Origin of the sequence: Serratia sp. ASV30, from assembly GCF_016428815.1 — a bacterium.
In the GTDB taxonomy this organism is placed as follows: Bacteria; Pseudomonadota; Gammaproteobacteria; order Enterobacterales; family Enterobacteriaceae; genus Chania; species Chania fonticola_C.
The window spans coordinates 54,143-73,021 of the sequence record NZ_JAELTL010000010.1 but is presented as its reverse complement, the minus strand read 5'-3'; the positions used below and the strand labels follow the sequence as shown (position 1 = coordinate 73,021).

General features: G+C 55.0%; 19 protein-coding genes. 12 read left to right on the top strand and 7 right to left on the bottom strand.

Annotation, left to right across the window (positions count from 1 at the left end; translation table 11 throughout):
* Positions 1–282 precede the first annotated feature (282 nt).
* The gene (gene cpxP / locus JHD74_RS06560; protein WP_024527899.1) at positions 283–777 is read right to left on the bottom strand and encodes a cell-envelope stress modulator CpxP; all 495 of its coding nucleotides are present in this window, start codon (positions 775–777) and stop codon (positions 283–285) included.
* Between the two features lie 149 nt (positions 778–926).
* Here cpxP and cpxR point away from each other — a divergent pair, with 149 nt between their 5' ends.
* The 5 genes from cpxR to JHD74_RS06535 all read left to right on the top strand — a co-directional run bounded on the left by cpxR (position 927) and on the right by JHD74_RS06535 (position 6,208).
* Positions 927–1,625, top strand: coding sequence for an envelope stress response regulator transcription factor CpxR (gene cpxR, locus JHD74_RS06555; protein ID WP_021181873.1), 699 nt, complete (start codon positions 927–929; stop codon positions 1,623–1,625).
* On the top strand, positions 1,622–2,992 hold the full coding sequence (gene cpxA / locus JHD74_RS06550; RefSeq protein WP_024527898.1) for an envelope stress sensor histidine kinase CpxA: 1,371 nt from the start codon (positions 1,622–1,624) through the stop codon (positions 2,990–2,992). The genes cpxR and cpxA overlap by 4 nt, the downstream gene beginning before the upstream one ends.
* Before the next feature lie 57 nt (positions 2,993–3,049).
* Positions 3,050–3,523 carry a tRNA (uridine(34)/cytosine(34)/5-carboxymethylaminomethyluridine(34)-2'-O)-methyltransferase TrmL gene (gene trmL, locus JHD74_RS06545; protein WP_021807233.1) on the top strand — a complete coding sequence of 158 codons (474 nt, stop codon included), beginning with the start codon at positions 3,050–3,052 and terminating at the stop codon, positions 3,521–3,523.
* Positions 3,524–3,738: 215 nt separating this feature from the next.
* On the top strand, positions 3,739–4,773 hold the full coding sequence (gene rhaT, locus JHD74_RS06540) for an L-rhamnose/proton symporter RhaT (RefSeq protein ID WP_024527897.1): 1,035 nt from the start codon (positions 3,739–3,741) through the stop codon (positions 4,771–4,773).
* Between the two features lie 10 nt (positions 4,774–4,783).
* Positions 4,784–6,208 (top strand): L-fucose/L-arabinose isomerase family protein, encoded by a 1,425-nt coding sequence (locus JHD74_RS06535; protein ID WP_199062165.1) that lies wholly within the window; start codon positions 4,784–4,786, stop codon positions 6,206–6,208.
* 3 nt (positions 6,209–6,211) lie between these two features.
* Here the strand turns inward: JHD74_RS06535 and rhaR are convergent, their stop codons facing one another.
* Positions 6,212–7,051: an HTH-type transcriptional activator RhaR gene (gene rhaR / locus JHD74_RS06530; protein WP_024527895.1), complete on the bottom strand. Its 840-nt coding sequence runs from the start codon at positions 7,049–7,051 to the stop codon at positions 6,212–6,214.
* 85 nt (positions 7,052–7,136) lie between these two features.
* Complete coding sequence (gene rhaS / locus JHD74_RS06525; RefSeq protein WP_024482890.1) at positions 7,137–7,958, bottom strand: HTH-type transcriptional activator RhaS; 822 nt, start codon at positions 7,956–7,958, stop codon at positions 7,137–7,139.
* 376 nt (positions 7,959–8,334) lie between these two features.
* Between rhaS and rhaB the strand changes: the two genes are divergently transcribed.
* The 5 genes from rhaB (at position 8,335) to rhaM (ending at position 13,385) form a co-directional block, all read left to right on the top strand.
* Entirely contained in the window at positions 8,335–9,750 is a 1,416-nt protein-coding gene (gene rhaB, locus JHD74_RS06520) for a rhamnulokinase (RefSeq protein ID WP_233169468.1), read from the top strand.
* Entirely contained in the window at positions 9,747–11,003 is a 1,257-nt protein-coding gene (locus JHD74_RS06515; protein WP_024527893.1) for an L-rhamnose isomerase, read from the top strand. The genes rhaB and JHD74_RS06515 overlap by 4 nt, the downstream gene beginning before the upstream one ends.
* A 10-nt stretch (positions 11,004–11,013) precedes the next feature.
* Complete coding sequence (rhaD, locus tag JHD74_RS06510; RefSeq protein WP_065683752.1) at positions 11,014–11,838, top strand: rhamnulose-1-phosphate aldolase; 825 nt, start codon at positions 11,014–11,016, stop codon at positions 11,836–11,838.
* Positions 11,839–11,905: 67 nt separating this feature from the next.
* The gene (gene fucO / locus JHD74_RS06505; RefSeq protein ID WP_024527891.1) at positions 11,906–13,054 is read left to right on the top strand and encodes a lactaldehyde reductase; all 1,149 of its coding nucleotides are present in this window, start codon (positions 11,906–11,908) and stop codon (positions 13,052–13,054) included.
* A gap of 16 nt (positions 13,055–13,070) precedes the next feature.
* Positions 13,071–13,385: an L-rhamnose mutarotase gene (rhaM, locus tag JHD74_RS06500; RefSeq protein WP_199062161.1), complete on the top strand. Its 315-nt coding sequence runs from the start codon at positions 13,071–13,073 to the stop codon at positions 13,383–13,385.
* Between the two features lie 46 nt (positions 13,386–13,431).
* On the opposite strand, the gene JHD74_RS06495 is transcribed toward rhaM, so the two are convergent.
* From JHD74_RS06495 to JHD74_RS06485, 3 genes are all read right to left on the bottom strand, one after another.
* Entirely contained in the window at positions 13,432–13,887 is a 456-nt protein-coding gene (locus JHD74_RS06495; protein WP_024527889.1) for a GNAT family N-acetyltransferase, read from the bottom strand.
* 99 nt (positions 13,888–13,986) lie between these two features.
* Positions 13,987–15,492 (bottom strand): PLP-dependent aminotransferase family protein, encoded by a 1,506-nt coding sequence (locus tag JHD74_RS06490; RefSeq protein ID WP_199062159.1) that lies wholly within the window; start codon positions 15,490–15,492, stop codon positions 13,987–13,989.
* 335 nt (positions 15,493–15,827) lie between these two features.
* Positions 15,828–16,091 carry an excisionase gene (locus tag JHD74_RS06485; RefSeq protein WP_199062157.1) on the bottom strand — a complete coding sequence of 88 codons (264 nt, stop codon included), beginning with the start codon at positions 16,089–16,091 and terminating at the stop codon, positions 15,828–15,830.
* 318 nt (positions 16,092–16,409) lie between these two features.
* Between JHD74_RS06485 and JHD74_RS06480 the strand changes: the two genes are divergently transcribed.
* Positions 16,410–16,781, top strand: coding sequence for a hypothetical protein (locus tag JHD74_RS06480; RefSeq protein WP_199062155.1), 372 nt, complete (start codon positions 16,410–16,412; stop codon positions 16,779–16,781).
* Positions 16,782–16,837: 56 nt separating this feature from the next.
* Here JHD74_RS06480 and xisR read toward each other — a convergent pair whose 3' ends face one another.
* A complete protein-coding gene (xisR, locus tag JHD74_RS06475) occupies positions 16,838–17,092 on the bottom strand; it encodes an excisionase family protein (RefSeq protein ID WP_199062154.1) in 255 nt (84 codons plus the stop codon).
* Between the two features lie 1,353 nt (positions 17,093–18,445).
* On the opposite strand from xisR, the gene JHD74_RS06470 reads away from it, so the two are divergent.
* A complete protein-coding gene (locus tag JHD74_RS06470; RefSeq protein WP_199062153.1) occupies positions 18,446–18,877 on the top strand; it encodes a hypothetical protein in 432 nt (143 codons plus the stop codon).
* The last annotated feature ends 2 nt before the right edge of the window (positions 18,878–18,879 follow it).

The window sequence follows — 18,879 nt, the reverse complement described above, 5'->3', positions numbered from 1 at the left end:
ATGCGGGGTAAAAAAAGTCCCGCCATCATGATGGGATGCTTGTCAGCTAAGCAAAAAAATCTGGCAAAACGTGCAGTAATGTCGCTCTCCCTAGATAAGTATTCATAAGGTATCCAGGTTAGAAGGCGCGTCCACACTCAACGGTTTTTGAAAATCCGCCGCCGTCTAGCATAGAATTAATCAATTGTTTTTTAAGTAAATTTATTTTATGGAAATAAAAAAAACCCCCTCATCATGAGGGGGAAGACAGGGATGGTGTCTATGGCAAGGAAAAACAGGGGATTACTCAGTCATACTCAACTTCTGGGCAGAAGTTTGCTGCAAACCAGAAATCTGTTGCTTCATCAGCTGCACACGCTGCTGATGCTTCTGGTCTAAAACACTTTTTTGCTCTGGCGTCAGCAGGTTATACATTTGGTTGCGTACCCGGGCCATTTCGACCTGGCGCTTAACCTGTTCCTGAGCCATTTTTTCCGCCTGGGCCTGCACGGCGGCTTCATCAAATTTATCTGCGGTGACCAGCTTATGCATGGTTTCCACTTCGTCTACATTAACACCAGGCAGATCGTAACGGGCCTGGCGCATCAAATCGCGCATTTGCTGGCGTTGATGTTCGGTCAAGCGAACGCCGTCGAACATGTGATTCTGGCCAAGCGCTCTCAACAGTGCATCATTAGCAGGAGGTTGGACAGTTTCCGGTGTAGTATCAGCAGCAAAGGCAGCGGTAGAACCTAATGCCAAAATTGATGCCATAACTACTGCGGTCACCTTAACCATTTTTACTCCTCGAGCTTTCTCACTTTGCGAATCAACGAGGAGCAGTGTATCGCTGCACCTGCAAACATGCGTCAGTGCATGTAAAACTACGTAAAGTCATGGAATAGCAACAGTTGATGACGTATTTTGCGTCAGGAGGTAAATCACATATGCACAAAATTCTGTTAGTTGACGACGACCGCGAGCTCACCTCGCTACTGAAAGAACTGCTTGAAATGGAAGGCTTTAACATCGTCGTGGCTCACGACGGTGAACAGGCGTTGTCGTTACTGGACAGCTCCATCGATCTGCTGTTGCTCGATATCATGATGCCGAAGAAAAACGGTATCGATACGCTGAAAGAATTGCGTCAGCACCACCAGACGCCGGTGATCATGCTAACCGCTCGCGGCAGCGAATTGGACCGGGTCCTTGGCCTGGAACTGGGTGCGGACGACTACCTGGCAAAACCCTTTAACGATCGCGAATTGGTTGCCCGCATCCGGGCCATTCTGCGCCGTTCCAACTGGAGCGAACAGCAGCAGAATGTGGATACCAGCGCACCTACGCTGGACGTTGACGGCCTGCAACTGAACCCCGGCCGCCAGGAAGCCAGCTTCGACGGGCAAGTACTGGATCTGACAGGCACCGAATTTACCCTGCTCTATCTGCTGGCACAGCATCTCGGCCAGGTAGTTTCTCGTGAACTCCTCAGCCAGGAAGTGCTGGGCAAACGCCTGACGCCGTTCGATCGCGCCATTGATATGCATATCTCCAACCTGCGGCGCAAACTGCCGGACCGCAAAGATGGGCATCCTTGGTTCAAAACCCTGCGCGGACGGGGCTATTTGATGGTATCTGCAGCATGATCAACAGCTTGACGGCACGCATCTTCGCCATTTTCTGGTTCACATTGGCCCTGGTGCTGATGTTGGTGTTGATGGTGCCCAAACTCGACTCCCGCCAAATGACCACGCTGCTGGAAAGCGAACAGCGGCAGGGGTTGATGCTGGAACAGCATGTCGAAGCCGAACTGCAAAACGATCCGGCCAACGATCTGATGTGGTGGCGCCGCCTGTTCCGCGCCATCGAAAAATGGGCACCGCCGGGCCAGCGACTGTTGTTGGTGACCAGCGAAGGGCGAGTGATCGGCGCGCAGCGCAACGAAATGCAGATCGTGCGCAACTTTATCGGCCAGTCGGACAACTCCGACCAACCGCAAAAGAAAAAATATGGCCGCGTCGAACTGGTTGGCCCGTTCTCGGTGCGTGATGGTGAAGACAATTACCAGTTGTACCTGATCCGCCCGGCCAGCAGCTCGCAGTCCGATTTTATCAACCTGATGTTCGACCGGCCGCTGTTGCTGCTGATCGTCACCATGTTGATCAGTGCCCCACTGTTGCTGTGGCTAGCCTGGAGCCTGGCCAAACCGGCGCGTAAGTTGAAAAATGCCGCCGATGATGTAGCCCGTGGCAACCTTAAGCAACACCCAGAGCTGGAAGCCGGGCCGCAGGAATTCCTTGCCACCGGGGCCAGTTTCAACCAGATGGTCAGCGCGCTCGAAAGGATGATGACGGCCCAGCAACGGCTGATTTCCGATATCTCCCACGAATTGCGCACCCCGTTAACGCGTCTACAGCTGGCAACCGCCCTGATGCGTCGCCGCCACGGTGAAGGCCATGAACTGGCACGTATCGAAACCGAAGCCCAACGGCTGGATTCGATGATTAACGATCTGCTGTTGCTCTCCCGTGGCCAACAGAAAAGCGAGCTGGTGCGCGAACTGCTGAAGGCCAACGAACTGTGGGCCGACGTGCTGGACAACGCCAGTTTCGAAGCCGAACAGATGGGCAAACAGCTGGAGGTCACCTCCCCTCCTGGCCCATGGACGATTTACGGCAACGCAGGTGCCCTGGACAGTGCGCTGGAGAATATTGTGCGTAATGCCCTGCGTTATTCCAATACGCGCATCGCGGTGGCATTCAGCGCCGATAATCAGGGGATCACCATCGTGGTGGACGATGATGGCCCAGGCGTCAGCCCGGAAGATCGTGAGCAGATTTTCCGGCCGTTCTACCGCACCGATGAAGCACGCGATCGTCAATCCGGCGGGACCGGGCTGGGCTTGGCCATCGTCGAATCCGCCGTCAATCAGCATCGCGGCTGGGTGAAAGCGGAAGACAGCCCGCTGGGTGGCCTGCGTCTGGTGCTGTGGTTGCCGCTGCATCAGCGCTAATCGCCAGCACCCAAAGATTTTGCTATTCTGCGCCCCTCGTCATGGGGGGCTTTTTACATGCTGAATATCGTTTTATTTGAACCTGAAATTCCGCCGAACACCGGCAACATCATTCGCCTGTGCGCCAACACCGGTTTCCAACTGCATCTTATCGAACCTATGGGCTTCCCGTGGGACGACAAACGCCTGCGCCGTGCCGGGTTGGATTATCATGAATTTGCCTGCATCAAGCGCCATGCCGACTATGCCGCCTTCCTCGCCAGCGAAAATCCACAGCGGCTGTTTGCCCTGACCACCAAAGGCACACCGGCGCATAGCGCTGTCAGCTATCAGGCTGGGGACTATCTGCTGTTTGGCCCGGAAACCCGTGGCCTGCCCGCCAGCATTCTGGATGCGTTGCCCGCACAGCAGAAGATCCGTATTCCCATGCAGGCCCAAAGCCGCAGCATGAATCTGTCCAATGCCGTCTCAGTGGTAGTTTACGAAGCCTGGCGCCAACTGGGTTATGCGGGCGCACTGCTTAAAGAGTAATCCCTATTGGGCGATCGCCTGCCAGCCAGACATCGCCCGATCGCCGCCCTGCCAAATTTGTGATCGTCAACACCCGCACCCGCTGAATTTTGCCATGCTCTCCCGGCAACCGGCAGCCAACCGAAGGTTCCTTCCCTAGTGTCTCTTTAGACTCCCTGTTCATCCGTGGTCTCTGCGCTCTACGTCACCACGCCAACAACAACAAGGATAACAAGATGAACAATGCCATTCTGCTAGGGATACTCTGGCACCTGGTCGGGGCGGCCAGTGCGGCCTGCTTCTACGCACCATTCAAACAGGTCAAAAACTGGTCTTGGGAAACCATGTGGTCGATCGGCGGTTTCGTTTCCTGGCTGATCCTGCCTTGGGCCATCAGCTATATGCTGCTGCCCGATTTTTGGCAGTATTACGGCTCATTCAGCGCCGCCACCCTGCTACCGGTATTCCTGTTTGGCGCTATGTGGGGGATCGGTAATATCAACTATGGCCTGACCATGCGCTATCTCGGGATGTCTATGGGGATTGGTATCGCCATCGGCATCACGTTGATCATAGGCACATTGATGACACCGCTATTGCAGGGCCGCTTTGAACTACTGTTCGGCACTGCAGGTGGCCGCCTGTCGCTGGTTGGGGTATTTGTGGCGTTGGTCGGCGTGGTGATCGTCAGCTATGCCGGTTTGCTGAAAGAGCGGGCCATGGGCATCCGCGCCGAGGAGTTCAGCCTCAAGAAGGGACTGGCGCTGGCGGTGATGTGCGGCATTTTCTCCGCCGGGATGTCCTTCGCCATGGACGCGGCCAAACCGATGCATGAAGCCGCCGGAGCACTGGGCATCGACCCGTTGTATGTTGCCCTGCCAAGCTATGTGGTGATTATGGGCGGCGGCGCGTTGATCAACCTGGGCTACTGCCTGATCCGCCTGGCCACCTTGAAAAATATCTCGGTGAAAGCCGATTTCTCACTGCCGAAAAAGCTGCTGGTCGCCAACGTGCTGTTCTCGATGCTGGCCGGGCTGATGTGGTATCTGCAATTCTTCTTCTACGCCTGGGGCCACGCCAAGATCCCGGCACAATACGACTACATGAGCTGGATGCTGCACATGAGTTTCTACGTACTGTGCGGCGGCATCGTCGGGCTACTGCTGAAAGAGTGGAAATGCGGGACCAGAAAGCCGGTGGCAGTGCTATGCCTCGGTTGCCTGGTGATTATACTGGCTGCCAACATCGTTGGCTTGGGCATGGCATCTTGAGGGGCGAAAGATGAATAGTCCTTTGAATATCTTGCTATTTGGTATCGGGCTTGACACTTACTGGCCGCAGTTTAGCGGCCTTAAGCCCCGCCTTGAAGGTTACCTCGAACAGATCGCCGAACGCCTTTCCAGCGGTCACCTGATTCAGCGTGGTGGGCTGGTGGATTCGGTCGCTGCCGCCGATGCGTTGTTGGCAGAGGCTCGCCACCAGCCGGTAGACGTGGTGGTGCTTTACATCAGCACCTACGCGCTGAGTGCCACCGTATTACCGCTGGTGCAAGCCCTGGGTAAACCGGTGTTGGTATTAGCCTTGCAGCCAGAGGCCGGTTTGCCCTACCAGAAAATACGCGCCATGGCAGATCGCGGCGATCGCACTGGCGAATGGCTTGCCCATTGCCAGGCGTGTAGCGCTCCCGAATTGGCCAACGTGTTTAATCGCGCCGGGATCGAGTATCAACTGCTGGTGGGGGCATTACAGGGCGATCCGCAGGTCTGGCAGGAGTTGGACAACTGGCTGACCGCTTTCGCGTTGCGTAATGCGTTACGCACCACGCAGATCGGCCTGCTCGGCCACTATTACGACGGGATGATCGACGTCTACAGCAATCTGACCAACCTTTCCGCACGGCTTGGTGTGCGTTTCAAACCGCTGGAAATGTGCGAGCTGAACGCTCTGCGCCAACAAAGTACCACAGCGCAAATCCAGCTTAAGCGGGATGAAATGCACAACGCCTTTGTGGTGGACGAGCTCTGTTCAGAGGCCGAATTGCAACGCGCTGCGCATACCGCCTGCGCGCTGGATCGGCTGGTAGAACGGCATGGGCTGGGCGCAATGGCCTATTATTACGAAGGGCAAAACGGCAATGATTACGAGAATATCGTTACGTCGGTGATTGCAGGTAACACCCTGCTGACCCAAAAAGGCATCCCGGTCGCTGGTGAATACGAAGTCAAAAACGCGATCGCCATGAAAATCCTCGCCCTGCTGGGAGCTGGTGGATCCTTCTCCGAACCTTACGGCATCGAATTCGAGGATGACGCTGTGCTATGGGGCCACGATGGGCCTGCGCATCCGCTGATGGCAGAGGGCGATGTACGCCTGGTGCCGCTGCCGGTGTATCACGGCAAGCCGGGTTGTGGCGTTTCGATTCAGATGTCGGTGAAAAACGGCCCGGTCACCTTCTTGTCTGTGGTTGAGGAACGTGACGGCGACGTCGTGTTGCAGTATGCCGAAGGGCTTTCGGTGGCGGGGGAAACGCTGGATATCGGCAATACCAACAGCCGCTACCGTTTCAGCCTGGATGCCAGGACCTTTACCCGTGAGTGGTCCTTGGCTGGCCCTGCCCACCACTGCGCTATCGGCATTGGCCATCAGGGAGAACGGCTGGAAAAACTCGCCCAGATATTGCATATCCGCACGAACCGGATCGCCTAGCCCCTAGGCGATAAACCGTTGGCGATACTCGCGCGGGGTCATTCCGGCCTCGCGCGTGAACACCACGGAAAAATAGTTGCTGTCTTCAAACCCGCATCGGGCGGCAATATCGCTGATGCGGTATTCACTGCGGCGTAGCAGGCGCTTGGCCTGGCATAAACGGATCTGGCGCAGATAGTGGTTGATGGTCATGCCGGTTTGCTGGCGGAACAGCAGCTTCAGCGCCCGCTCGGTCAACTGATGCTGCCGGCAAAAAGCCGGCAGATCAAAGTCGCCGTCGATGCCGTTCTGCAACGCTGCCATCAGCAAATCCAACTGTTCGCCGTCCGGCAACATATGCACGCAGTCCACCGCATAGCGATAGCGTTTGAGCACGATCGCCAATTGCAGCAACAAAGCCTCCGTCAACTGGATCGATAACGAGTCGGTTTTACGGCTCTCCTGCGAAAGCTGGGCGATAATCGGCCGGGCCTGCGCCATGCCTTGGGTAGAGAGCCGCCAGTAGCGCTCGCTGGAGGTATCAAACGGCGGTAGCAGGCTTTCCCACTGGGCATTCAACCGCAGACGCTCCGGGCAATAGATGACGTTATCCAGCACCAGATCGTGTACCGACTCGTAGCTGTGGCAATCGCTGGCACGGATATAAAAAATATCCCCGCAGGTGATCCGGTAAGGGCGATCGTTCAGCACGTGCAGGCCATTGCCACGCCAAACGATCACAATCTCGCAAAACTGGTGAGTATGCGTGGCAAATCCCATCTGGGGATAGCGCTCCGCCACGGCCACCGGCATCTGTACCGAGGGCAGATAATCGCGGCTCTCTAACAGTAACGTCTCCCTCATCTCACACCTTTCCTGGTTGGCACGACTGGGCATTATTGCCGAACACGCGGCGAGGAAAATTGATGCAGTCGTGATTTTCACGCTGCTAGCGCATACCACGTAGCGCACGGGGTGGGCAGGTAAACTCACGCTTGAACAGGGTCGAAAAATGGTTGCTGTCGCCGAAACCGCAGCGAAAAGCGATATCGGTGATGCTGCTATCGCTGTGGCACAACATATGGCGAGCCTGTAGCAAACGCAGGTGGGTCAGGTAGCGCTGTGGCGTCATGTTGGTGTGCTGTTTCAGCTGCCGGTGCAGCGTACGCAGCGGGATGGCAAAGCGATCGGCCAGTTCGGACCATTCGATCGATTCAGCATAGTGGCCCTGGAGCCAGTCCAACAGCTGATGCAAACGCCCCTCCTGATCGTCCCCCTGCCGGGCCAGACAGCCCTGCCACAGCTGCACCAACAGCTGCATAAAGACACTTTCATGCAGCGCTATCTCTTCTGGCCGCTCACCTGCAGGTGCCGCCGCGAGCTGCGCAATCAGCCCCTTGACCTGTTGCAACACCTGCTGGCTGATACGCCAATGGGCCGGGTAGACGCCATCGGCCTCGCGCGGCAGGAACTGCTCCACGCCGGAGACAAAGCGGAAGGCGTCCGGCGCCCGGAACAGAATATTGGTCAGGATCAGGCCGTCGGTCTGTTCAAACAGGTGGCGATCGTGATCGCGCACAAAACAGACGCAACCGCTGTTAAGGGTATAGGGATTGCCATTAAACACATGCACCCCCGCCCCCTGTTCGACAATCACAATTTCGTAAAAATCATGATGATGTTCTGGAAAAGCCTGCTGCGGTTCGCGGGGTTCGATCACCACGGGCGCGCTGCAGGAAGGGAAAAAATCACTACTGTGCAATAGGTTCATCTTGCCCCCAGAGCTTTGGCGCGGCGGGATTACCGCGCAACGTCGGTAATCGATAGTAAGAGAAGCGCCCGGCAACAAACCTTAAGGTTTTGACCGAAAAGCGCGCTAAAGCTGCGCGTTTTTTAAGAAAGCCGTAGCAATGTTGAGAAATGCGTACAAGGTCACAACCGGGCGAAAACCGGCTCGAGTCGCAAATTGTGAGCTACTTCACCTTTACCTTTGCCATTTTGCCAATCCCTCTCAGGCGTTGGCAGTGGCGAGAAGGCCCAGGCAGCGGCAACTTCCTACACTGCTCGCATCAAGCAATCACGGGCTTTCTCTCATGACTATTCGCAATACTGTCGCCATCGATCTTGGAGCCTCCAGTGGACGAGTGATGCTGGCGAGCTATCAACCGCAACAGCAACAACTCCAGTTGCGTGAAGTCAGCCGCTTCACCAACCGTTTGCAGCACCGGGCCGGGCAAGACTGCTGGGATCTGGATGCGCTGGAAGGCAATATCCGCCAGGCACTCGCACAGCTTGATGCCGAAGGCATTCGCCTTGATAGCATCGGCATAGATACCTGGGGTGTCGATTTTGTACTGTTGGATGCGCAAGGTGAGCGGGTCGGCCAGGCCGTGTCCTACCGTGATGCCCGCACCCAGGGGCTGATGGCAACAGCCCAGCAGGATCTGGGCCGCAGCAATATCTATCAACGCACCGGCATTCAATTCCTGCCTTTCAATACGCTGTACCAACTGCGTGCCCTGCGCGAACAGCAGCCAGAACGGTTAGATCGCGTGGCTCACCTGCTGCTGATCCCAGATTACCTGCACTTTCGCCTGACAGGGGAACTGAACTGGGAATACACCAATGCCAGCACCACCCAGCTCCTGAATATTGAAAGTGATCAATGGGATGAGGAACTGTTGGCCTGGGCCGGGGTACCTGCCAGCTGGTTTGGCAAACCAACGCCACCAGGCAACCGCGTGGGCTATTGGACCAGCCCCAGCGGCCAGCAGATCCCGGTGATTGCCGTGGCAACGCACGACACCGCCAGCGCGGTACTTGCAACGCCATTGCAAGATGCCAATGCCGCCTATCTCAGCTCCGGCACCTGGTCGCTGATGGGCATCGAAAGCCCAGTCCCGGTGGTTCACCCGGCATCATTGGCGGCCAATATCACCAATGAGGGCGGCGCAACGGGCTATCGGGTGCTGAAAAACATCATGGGCCTTTGGCTGCTGCAACGCGCCACGCAGGAATTGAACATCAGCGATCTGCCAGCCCTGATCGCTCAGGCGGCCCAACAGCCAGCCTGTCGTTCATTGGTTAACCCCAATGACGATCGTTTTATCAACCCGGCCAACATGTGCCAAACCATTCAGGACAGCTGCCGCGAGCGCGGGATGCCGGTGCCGGAAACCGCAGCCCAACTGGTGCGCTGCATCTTCGACAGCCTCGCCATGCTCTACCGCCAGGTCGCACAGGAGTTGGCGACGATGCACGGCCGCCCACTCAGCCATCTGCATATCGTCGGCGGCGGCAGCCAGAACCATTTTCTTAATCAGCTGTGTGCCGATGCCTGCGGGCTGGCCATCAGCGCCGGGCCAATCGAAGCCTCAACCCTGGGCAACGTCGGCTGCCAGTTGATGGCCTTGGACGCCGTCAGCGACATTGGGCAATTCCGCCGCATCGTGGCACAGAACTTCCCACTACAACACTTTACCCCTCGCGACAATCCAGACTTTGCCGCCCACTGGTCGCAATTTCAGTCGTTGAGTCAATTACCTAAGGAACTTTGCATATGAAAAGCTCGATCGATCAAGCTTGGGAACTGGCAAAACAGCGCTTTGCTGCCGTTGGCGTGGACGTTGAAGCCGCGATTAGCGCTATGGAAACCCTGCCAGTGTCGATGCACTGCTGGCAAGGAGATGACGTGGCCGGGTTCGAAAATCCGGAAGGCTCCCTGACCGGCGGCATTCAGGCCACCGGCAACTACCCGGGCAAAGCGCGCAACGCCAAAGAGCTGCGGGCCGATCTGGAACAGGCTTTGGCGCTGATCCCTGGCCCGAAACGCCTGAACCTGCACGCGATCTATCTGGAGTCGGATGCCCCGGTAGCCCGTAACAAAATTGAACCACGCCATTTTAAAAACTGGGTGGAGTGGGCCAAACAGCACCAGTTGGGGCTGGATTTCAACCCGTCATGCTTCTCGCACCCGCTGAGCGCCGACGGTTTTACGCTGTCACATGCCAACCCGGAAATCCGTCAGTTCTGGATTGAACATTGCCAGGCTAGCCGCCGCGTCTCGGCCTATTTTGGCGAACAGCTCGGTACGCCTTCGGTGATGAACATCTGGATCCCGGACGGTATGAAAGATACGCCGATCGATCGCCTGGCACCGCGCCAGCGTCTGATGAGCGCGCTGGACGAAGTAATTAGCGAAAAACTCGACCCGGCACACCATATCGACGCGGTGGAAAGCAAGCTGTTCGGCATTGGCGCAGAGAGCTACACCGTGGGTTCCAACGAGTTTTATCTCGGCTATGCCACCAGCCGCCAGACCGCACTCTGTCTGGATGCGGGCCACTTCCACCCAACCGAAGTGATCTCCGACAAGATCTCCAGCGCCATGCTGTATGTACCACGCCTGCTGCTGCACGTTAGCCGCCCGGTACGCTGGGACAGTGACCACGTGGTGCTGCTGGACGACGAAACGCAGGCGATTGCCGGTGAGATCGTGCGCAACAACCTGTTCAACCGCGTCCACATCGGCCTGGACTTCTTCGACGCCTCCATCAACCGCATCGCCGCCTGGGTGATCGGTACCCGCAACATGAAGAAAGCCCTGCTGCGTGCGCTGCTGGAGCCGACCGAGATGCTGCGCAAGATCGAAGAGAGCGGCGATTACACCGCCCGCCTGGCCTTGCTGGAAGAACAGAAATGCCTGCCATGGCAAGCCGTGTGGGAAACCTACTGTCAGCGTAACGATGTCCCGGCCGATGCCAGCTGGCTCAACAACGTACGCAACTACGAACAACAGATCCTCAGCCAACGTTAAGGGTAGCGCAATGCAACAGATAGTTTCCTCCTGGTTCGTCCAGGGCATGATCAAAGCCACCAGCGACATGTGGCTAAAAGGCTGGGATGAGCGCAACGGCGGCAACGTCAGCCTGCGGCTTTTGGCGGAAGATGTTGAGCCTTTCCGTAGCGATTTCGTGGCCGATCCGCGGTGCGTAGAGCTAACGCAACCGGCAACCGAACTGGCCAACTGCTGGTTCCTGGTCACCGGTTCAGGCAAGTTCTTCCGCAACGTGCAGTTGGCGCCGCAAGAGAATCTGGTGCTGTTGCAACTGAACCACAACGGCACCGCATACCACATCCACTGGGGGCTTTCCCAGGGAGGTTTTCCGACCTCGGAACTGGCGGCGCATTTCCAGTCGCACATCGTGCGCATGAACGTCACCTCTGGCCGTGATCGCGTCATCATGCACTGCCATGCCACCAACCTGATCGCCCTAAGCTTTGTGCAGGAATTGGACAACGCCAGCTTCACCCGCCTGTTGTGGGAAGGCAGCACCGAGTGCCTGGTGGTGTTCCCAGACGGCATAGGCATCGTGCCCTGGATGGTGCCAGGAACCGACGGCATCGGCACCCAGACCGCCGAACAGATGCAGGAACACAGTCTGGTACTGTGGCCGTTCCATGGCATTTTCGGCTCTGGCCCAACGCTGGACGACGCTTTCGGCCTGATCGACACCGCAGAAAAATCGGCCGAGATCATGGTGAAAGTGCTGTCGATGGGTGGCAAGAAGCAAACCATTTCCGGCAGCCAACTGACGGCGCTGGCCAAGCGTTTCGGCGTAACGCCACTGGCCGCCGCGCTCAAGGATTGAGACATCGGTGCCCTGCGTCCGCTACGGCGGGCGCATCACAACGGTTTCTCATTTCAGGAGCAATATCATGAGTTTCATGCTGGCATTACCGAAAATCAGTTTGCACGGCTGCGGCGCCATTGAAGATATGGTCAAGCTGCTGGCACAGAAGCAATGGGGTAAGGCGCTGATCGTCACCGACGGTCAGTTGGTTGAGCTCGGCCTGCTGGAAGGGCTATTCAGCGCCATGCAGCAGCATGCTCTGCCTTATGCCATGTTCAATGAGGTATTTCCCAACCCTACCGAAGGACTGGTGCAGCAAGGCTGGCAAGCGTTCAAACAGCAGCAGTGCGACTATCTCATTGCCTTCGGTGGCGGCAGCCCGATCGATACCGCCAAGGCGATCAAAATCCTCACCGGCAACCCTGGCCCCTCTACCGCCTATTCCGGCGTTGGCAAAGTCAAACATCCGGGCGTAGCTTTGGTGGCGATCAATACCACTGCGGGCACCGCAGCCGAGATGACCAGCAACGCGGTGATCATCGACAGCCTGCGCCACGTCAAAGAAGTGATCATCGACACCAACATCATCCCTGACATCGCCGTGGACGACCCGCAGGTGATGTTGGATATTCCCGCCAGCGTGACTGCCGCCACCGGTATGGACGCGCTGACCCACGCGGTGGAAGCCTATGTTTCCGTGGGCGCTCATCCTCTGACCGATCACTCAGCGCTGGAAGCCATCCGCCTGATTAGCACCTGGCTGCCTGCCGCGGTAGATGACGGCAAAAACCTGCAAGCGCGGGAAATGATGGCCTATGGGCAATACCTGGCGGGGATGGCGTTCAACAGCGCCGGGCTTGGCCTGGTGCACGCATTGGCTCACCAGCCAGGCGCGACCCACAATCTGCCACACGGCGTTTGCAATGCCATCCTGCTGCCGGTAATCGAAGAGTTTAACCGCCCGAATGCCGTGGCTCGCTTTGCCCGTATTGCGCAGGCAATGGGGGCAGACACGCAAGGCATGAACGAAGAACAGGCCAGCCATCAGGCGATAGCCGCCATTCACGCGCTTTCGCTGCGCGTGGGTATCCCGGCAGGTTTCTCGGCCCTGGGTATCAAGGAAGCGGATATCGAAGGCTGGTTGGATAAAGCGCTGGCTGACCCATGCGCCCCTTGCAACCCACGCACGGCAGATCGCGAACAGGTTCGTGCGCTGTATTTAGCCGCGCTGTGATCTTTAAGGAAAACCTATGATCCGTAAAGCTTTTGTGATGCAGGTAAACCCAGATGCACACGCCGAATACCAGCGCCGCCACAGCCCGATCTGGCCAGAGCTGGAACAGGTGCTGAAGGAGCACGGTGCACACCACTATTCCATCTTCCTGGACGAAGCACGCCACCTGCTGTTTGGCTATGTGGAGATGGAGTCAGAAGAACGTTGGGATGCAGTGGCCAACACCGCCGTCTGCCAGCGCTGGTGGCAGCATATGGGCGACGTGATGCCGAGCAATCCTGATCATAGCCCGGTCAGCTCACCGCTGCGTGAAGTGTTTTATCTAGAATAATCAACAGGCGACGGTTAAACCCCGTCGCCTTATTATTAACGCCGTACTATTTTTTACTATAAATAATAAACGAGGTTCTTTGGCCGATTTTATCGTACAGCGAACGGGCAGAGGAGTTGAACTCCTGGGTCATCCAGTAAACGCGGCTTGACTCTCTCACTTCCGCCTGTTGATAAGCTTCAGTAAATAGGCTCTCCGCCACGTTTTGTCCCCGCGCGCTTTTATCAACGAACAGATCCTCAATATAACAATAGTTTTTATCGCTCCATGTCGAGGCATGATATACCAAATGCATAAAGCCGAGGATCTGCCCCTGATCGTTAACGGCAACCAGCCCAACCAAATCCTGTTTTTGGCACAGGCGGATAAAGGTTTTTTCGGTGATTTCGGCGCTGACATCGGCACGATAAAAGTGCAGATATTGCTGCCACAGATGCTCCCAACCCGCTCTATCTGAAGCGATTATGTCCCTAATGGTAACGCCATTTTTAGTCATCAACATAGTCCTACCCCTGCATGTTCAAAGTGGCGCAAGTATAGGCGATGCCATAGGGTGGGGTTAATGGACCAATCCGCTATAGACACCGGACCATTTCAGCGGCTAAGTATCCATCTCGTTTAAACAGCGCGTTAGCAACTGGGAAAACTGCTCGACGTTATAGGCTATCTCAATAGGATCCAGCGCCGCGAAGCCCAGCAGCCAGCCAGATAAGGGAATATCTGCCGTACAAAACTCGGAAAGGCTTTTCAGGGTTAACTTATTCTGCGCAGCGCGATGGGCAACCTCTTGCTCAAGCTGTTTACTTTCCACCAGGCAGAGTATTTGCAAGCCGCAGTTAGGTACAATAACCTTCACCTTTAAGCCGCAGTGCTTGTTGATCTCGTTAATAAACAACGCCGCACGCGATGAATATATTTTCTTCATCGTCAGGACATGTTCTCGGTAATGTCCCTGCATAATAAATTTTGCCAGCGTGCGCTGAGCGATCCCCGAAACCTGGCTGTCCGTATTCGCCCGCGCGGTGGTCATGGGTTTTACCAGCGCTTCTGGCAGTACCATATAAGCCACATGCAGATCCGGGAACAGGGTTTTACTGAACGTGCCCATATAAATGGTGCGCTGATGGGGGTCTAACCCCTGCAAACAGGCCGTCGCAATGCCTTGGTAATGAAACTCGCTGTCGTAGTCATCTTCAATGATCCACATATCCCGAACTTTTGCCGCCTCAATCAATGCCAACCGCCTGGCCAGCGAAAGTGCTCGACCGGTCGGATATTGGTTGGAAGGGGTGACATAGACAAATCTGGCATTAGCCTGCGAGTGAATGATTTCATCGGTGCAAATCCCCTGTTCATCCACGGTAATCGGGATCGGCTTGAGTTGTGCCGCCTGGAAGGCTTTAATCGCACCGGTATACCCCGGATTTTCGATAAAGACGCTATCGTCAGCATCTGCCAGGACCTGCGCACATAAAGACAGCGACTGCTGCGTACTGCTCACAATCAGAATTCGATCGGCCTTTGCCTTCACGCCCCGCTCGGCCAGCAGGAAGTCACAAATGGCTTCCCGCAGGTGAATATTGCCCTGCAAGTTGCTGCCTGCCGAGATAGACAACCCCTCTTCTTTGACGGTTTGCTGATATAACCTGAGCCAGGTATGGATCGGAAAATTGCGGGTTTCAGGCATGCCGGGGCCAAATGCCCGCTGCTGGGGCAGGTTGCCTGATTCAGGCCTGGTATGCTGTGACGATCTCCGGCTCAATGTGACCTGGCTGCCGGAAGGTGCAGCTGAGTGCTCACTAGTCAGACCCAGCAAAGGTTGCTGCCTTTGCGCAACAAAGCTTCCCCGACCCACCTCTCTGCAGACGTATCCCTCGGTTTCCAGCGCCGTATAACAGTTCTCAATGGTCCCTCGGGATAACTGCAGTGAGGCTGCCAACGCACGGCTGGCCGGTAAACGTTGCCCCGTGATGAACTCACCCTGCTGGATCATCGTCTTGAAAGCAGCGGCCAGCGCAGTAGTTAATGAAACTTCGGGGACTGTTTGCTTGGCGAGGTTTTTTTGCAGCAAGAGAGTCTGGAGCTGCTTTTCGGTCAGGCGGTTCAAGGCGCAGCTCCACTGAGAGAAAAACATAAGGTGTAAGCGACAAACCGCCGTGTGATATTGCCATCACACGGCGTTTACATGGGATTTGGGGATATTACCACTGAGGGGTTACTCAGATACCGTCGCCGTATTTGAATTAATCACATAACCCATTGTTATAAATCAAATCAATTGATTAACCCCTCATTTCATAGTCCCTAACGTAGTCCCAAAATGAAAAGTCATACCCAAATCTGGCTCAAAAGCCGTTCGGATGATAGCCCAGACATCGAACCAAAACCAAAGGACATTTTTGCCCCCTGATACATACGGGATAATCCCGCATCATGGGACATTCAACTTTTACCGCCCCCTTTGATAGACGAGTTGGTCTTGGGTAAGGACTTTCCTTGGTCACTATGGATCCTTGATAGCAATGAGGCTCGCGAGTTTGGCTTGTCAATGCGTACAGCATATTCATCAAAAAGGTATTCTCGGCCATCAATCACTGGAGCTGGGTAAATCCTTCCGGCGCGTATCCAGCGACGCACTGTTTCCTCACTGCGTGGACGAGGCAAGCGGCTATTCCATTCTCTCAGTGTCAATTTTTTAGGTGCCATAACTCCCCCTGGATGTGCTCATTGAGCATCAGCATTTAGCCACTTTCGTGACTGGATTTATATAATGCGACTTTCTCTTATGCCTATCGTTTGTACACGGTAAAACGAAGCGCTCAACCATTTAGACTATTTTTCACCCTTCCACCGTCACACCTATCGTCCATGGTAAAAGGCCCGCTCAACCGATCCAACCCTGAGATCTGCCCGCGTCCATTTGGGTACATATGGGATAATCTCACATCATGGTGAAGAATGCCCCGCCGGTTGTGATTTCTTATTGTAGGATAGATGTATCCCACATTAAGGAACCCACCAGCCATGAGAATGACCAACCGCAAAAAAGAGATATTGAGCTATTTCGAACCGGACAACCTCGCGTGGGTGACGAGTGAGATTGGGTCCCCACCCTTTGATGTGTCTGGTGTAGCCTACCTGCTCCACGGTACAACCTCGCATGATAACCGCCACCAGATCGAATCTACCCGGCGAACGCTGGAAGCAATGACGAAAGACGGCCTGCTAGAAAAGGTAATCAGCTACGAACAGCGGCAGGATACTACGCAATCAGGCGACGGCGCTGGCGTTTGGTGTAACTGCTCCCGTTATGGTCTACCAGGTTACTGTAAGGTGCTGCGTGATGATGGCGGGAAGCGTGACGCGATAGATGGTGAGGCAATCCGAATCAACTAATGCCACCACCGCAGTAATAGCAATTCCTCATAGCCTTGATAAGGCCGGGCAACGATTCACTTATTGATTTTCCTGCGGGTCGCTGGCTTTTGTCGCTCCACCCAATTATCAATTTCATGCCGGTTATACATAATCGTGCTGTTCTGCTTCGGTTGCATGTCGGCTGCTATATGCCGATATTCACGCCCCTCCATCCATGATGTGCGGCGGGCATGCTGGATCATGTGCGTTGTGAGGCCGGTAAGTGTTATCAGAAGCCTTTCAGAAACCCACTTGTTGGGCACAAGCTGAAATCTGTTATTTTCATCCATCATATTTCCTCGGTTAGATAGTTTTTTGACTCGGATGTTCTGGAGCGGGGTAGATAGCATCCTGTGATTGGTGGCACAGCGAGATCAATGCTTGGTTGCGAAAACACATCATTTCTGTGGATACCAAAGTGGATACCCCGCGCATGGATACCAGGTGCGCAATCAGATACAGCCTTTTCGGTGCGGACCAGGACCGCGAACCGCTCCACAGGCTTACATTCGTGCAGGTGCTTTACCATCAGGCTTTACATGCTCTGCCGTTTTGATTACCCCATCAGGTTGATCAAGGGCAGCACGTAGAAGGGGTTAACCATTGCCAGCAACCGCTGTTGGTCGCCACTAAGACAAACATAATAAAACTAATCTGGTTGGATGCGGACGCAGGATGACAATCCAAATAAAGCTAACCGGGCCAATTTATTTAAGACGGGCTTAATCTATTATGAGGCTCTCAACACCACCCAGAGGCAAGCGGTGCGCGGGGTAGGTGCTGTTGATGTGTCTACGCTTGGTGTTCATTCTGTATTAACCAGTATAAATTTAGCGGCATATGGTTGCCACGGTGAAACCCTCCGTTTTGGTGGCAACCGCCTTGGCAACCTTCCCTCCTGGCTGCCCTGGTTACTTTGGACGTGCTGAATCATTTTTGAGGTGTGCAAAGCAGGACGGGGAAAGGCGGTACATGGGATAAGCTCTGTTGATACTACTATACCCAGCGACCCTATCATCCTAACTAATCCAAAATTTCGAACCCTGTTTTCGGTGGAAACCTGTTTGGAAACCTCACGACTGGAAACCACAACACCACTCAGCCAACTATTTGGCTCAGTTCGCAACAATCCAGGTAAACCTTAGTGCGACCATCGTGTGACCTTACCGTAATCTTACCGTTAGGTGCGTTTTCGCTGCGTACCGGTCTGCGTACTTTTGAGTGCGTACCGAAATAGCCAAAAACCACTTTGTGACGCAAATCACACATTTAAAGTGGTTAGCTCCCCGCCAAGCCGCATTCCACCGTTTGAAAGCGTTTTTTTGCTCTGGGATTCTCTATATATAAACAAAAGTATGTTGGTTCAGTCGGTTCAGTTGGTTCAATTTGTAAAGATAATTGTTTTATATGACTTTATTTTCAAAAAGTGAACCAACACAAGGCCGTTTTGAACCAACAAAGGGGCTTTTCGTGTTGGTTCAGTGGCGATCATCTTGTCTTGTGCGTACTGGTCGCGAAACTCCACCAGCCAGGGAAAGAATCATCGCCCTCTATCAAGTCCTTAAATTCAGCCACCAGCTATGTATAACACTGTTATACAGTAGTACACTGTATGCCTATCAACTGGCTATCGAGGTGCGAGTGTGAGCAAATCCAACTTAGTGGCGTTCCGGGTTCCGGCAGATTTACAGGATGCCTTTAATCAGGCCGTGGCGGAGTCAGGTAGCGATAAGTCGGCTTGGCTGGTCGATGCCATCAGGAGCAAGCTAAATCGCCCTGTGGCTGATTCTGATAAGCGTATGCTGGCGCTGGTGGAGCGAATGGAAATGGCAGCGGCGGCCCTAGTTGCCGGTAAGTCAGGCATACCTCCACACCCGTACAATGAAAAGGCTGTGATTGCCATTGTTGCCCAGACTATCGGGGAAGGTTTGGACAATGGCCGGATCATCGCTGAGCGGCTCAATGATGCTGGCTATCAGACCAAGGCGGGTAAGGCATGGGATAAGGACATTTACAGCGCCTGGAAGCGTCAGGGGAATAATACCAACCTGATTACTGCCGCCCTGACCGGATAACA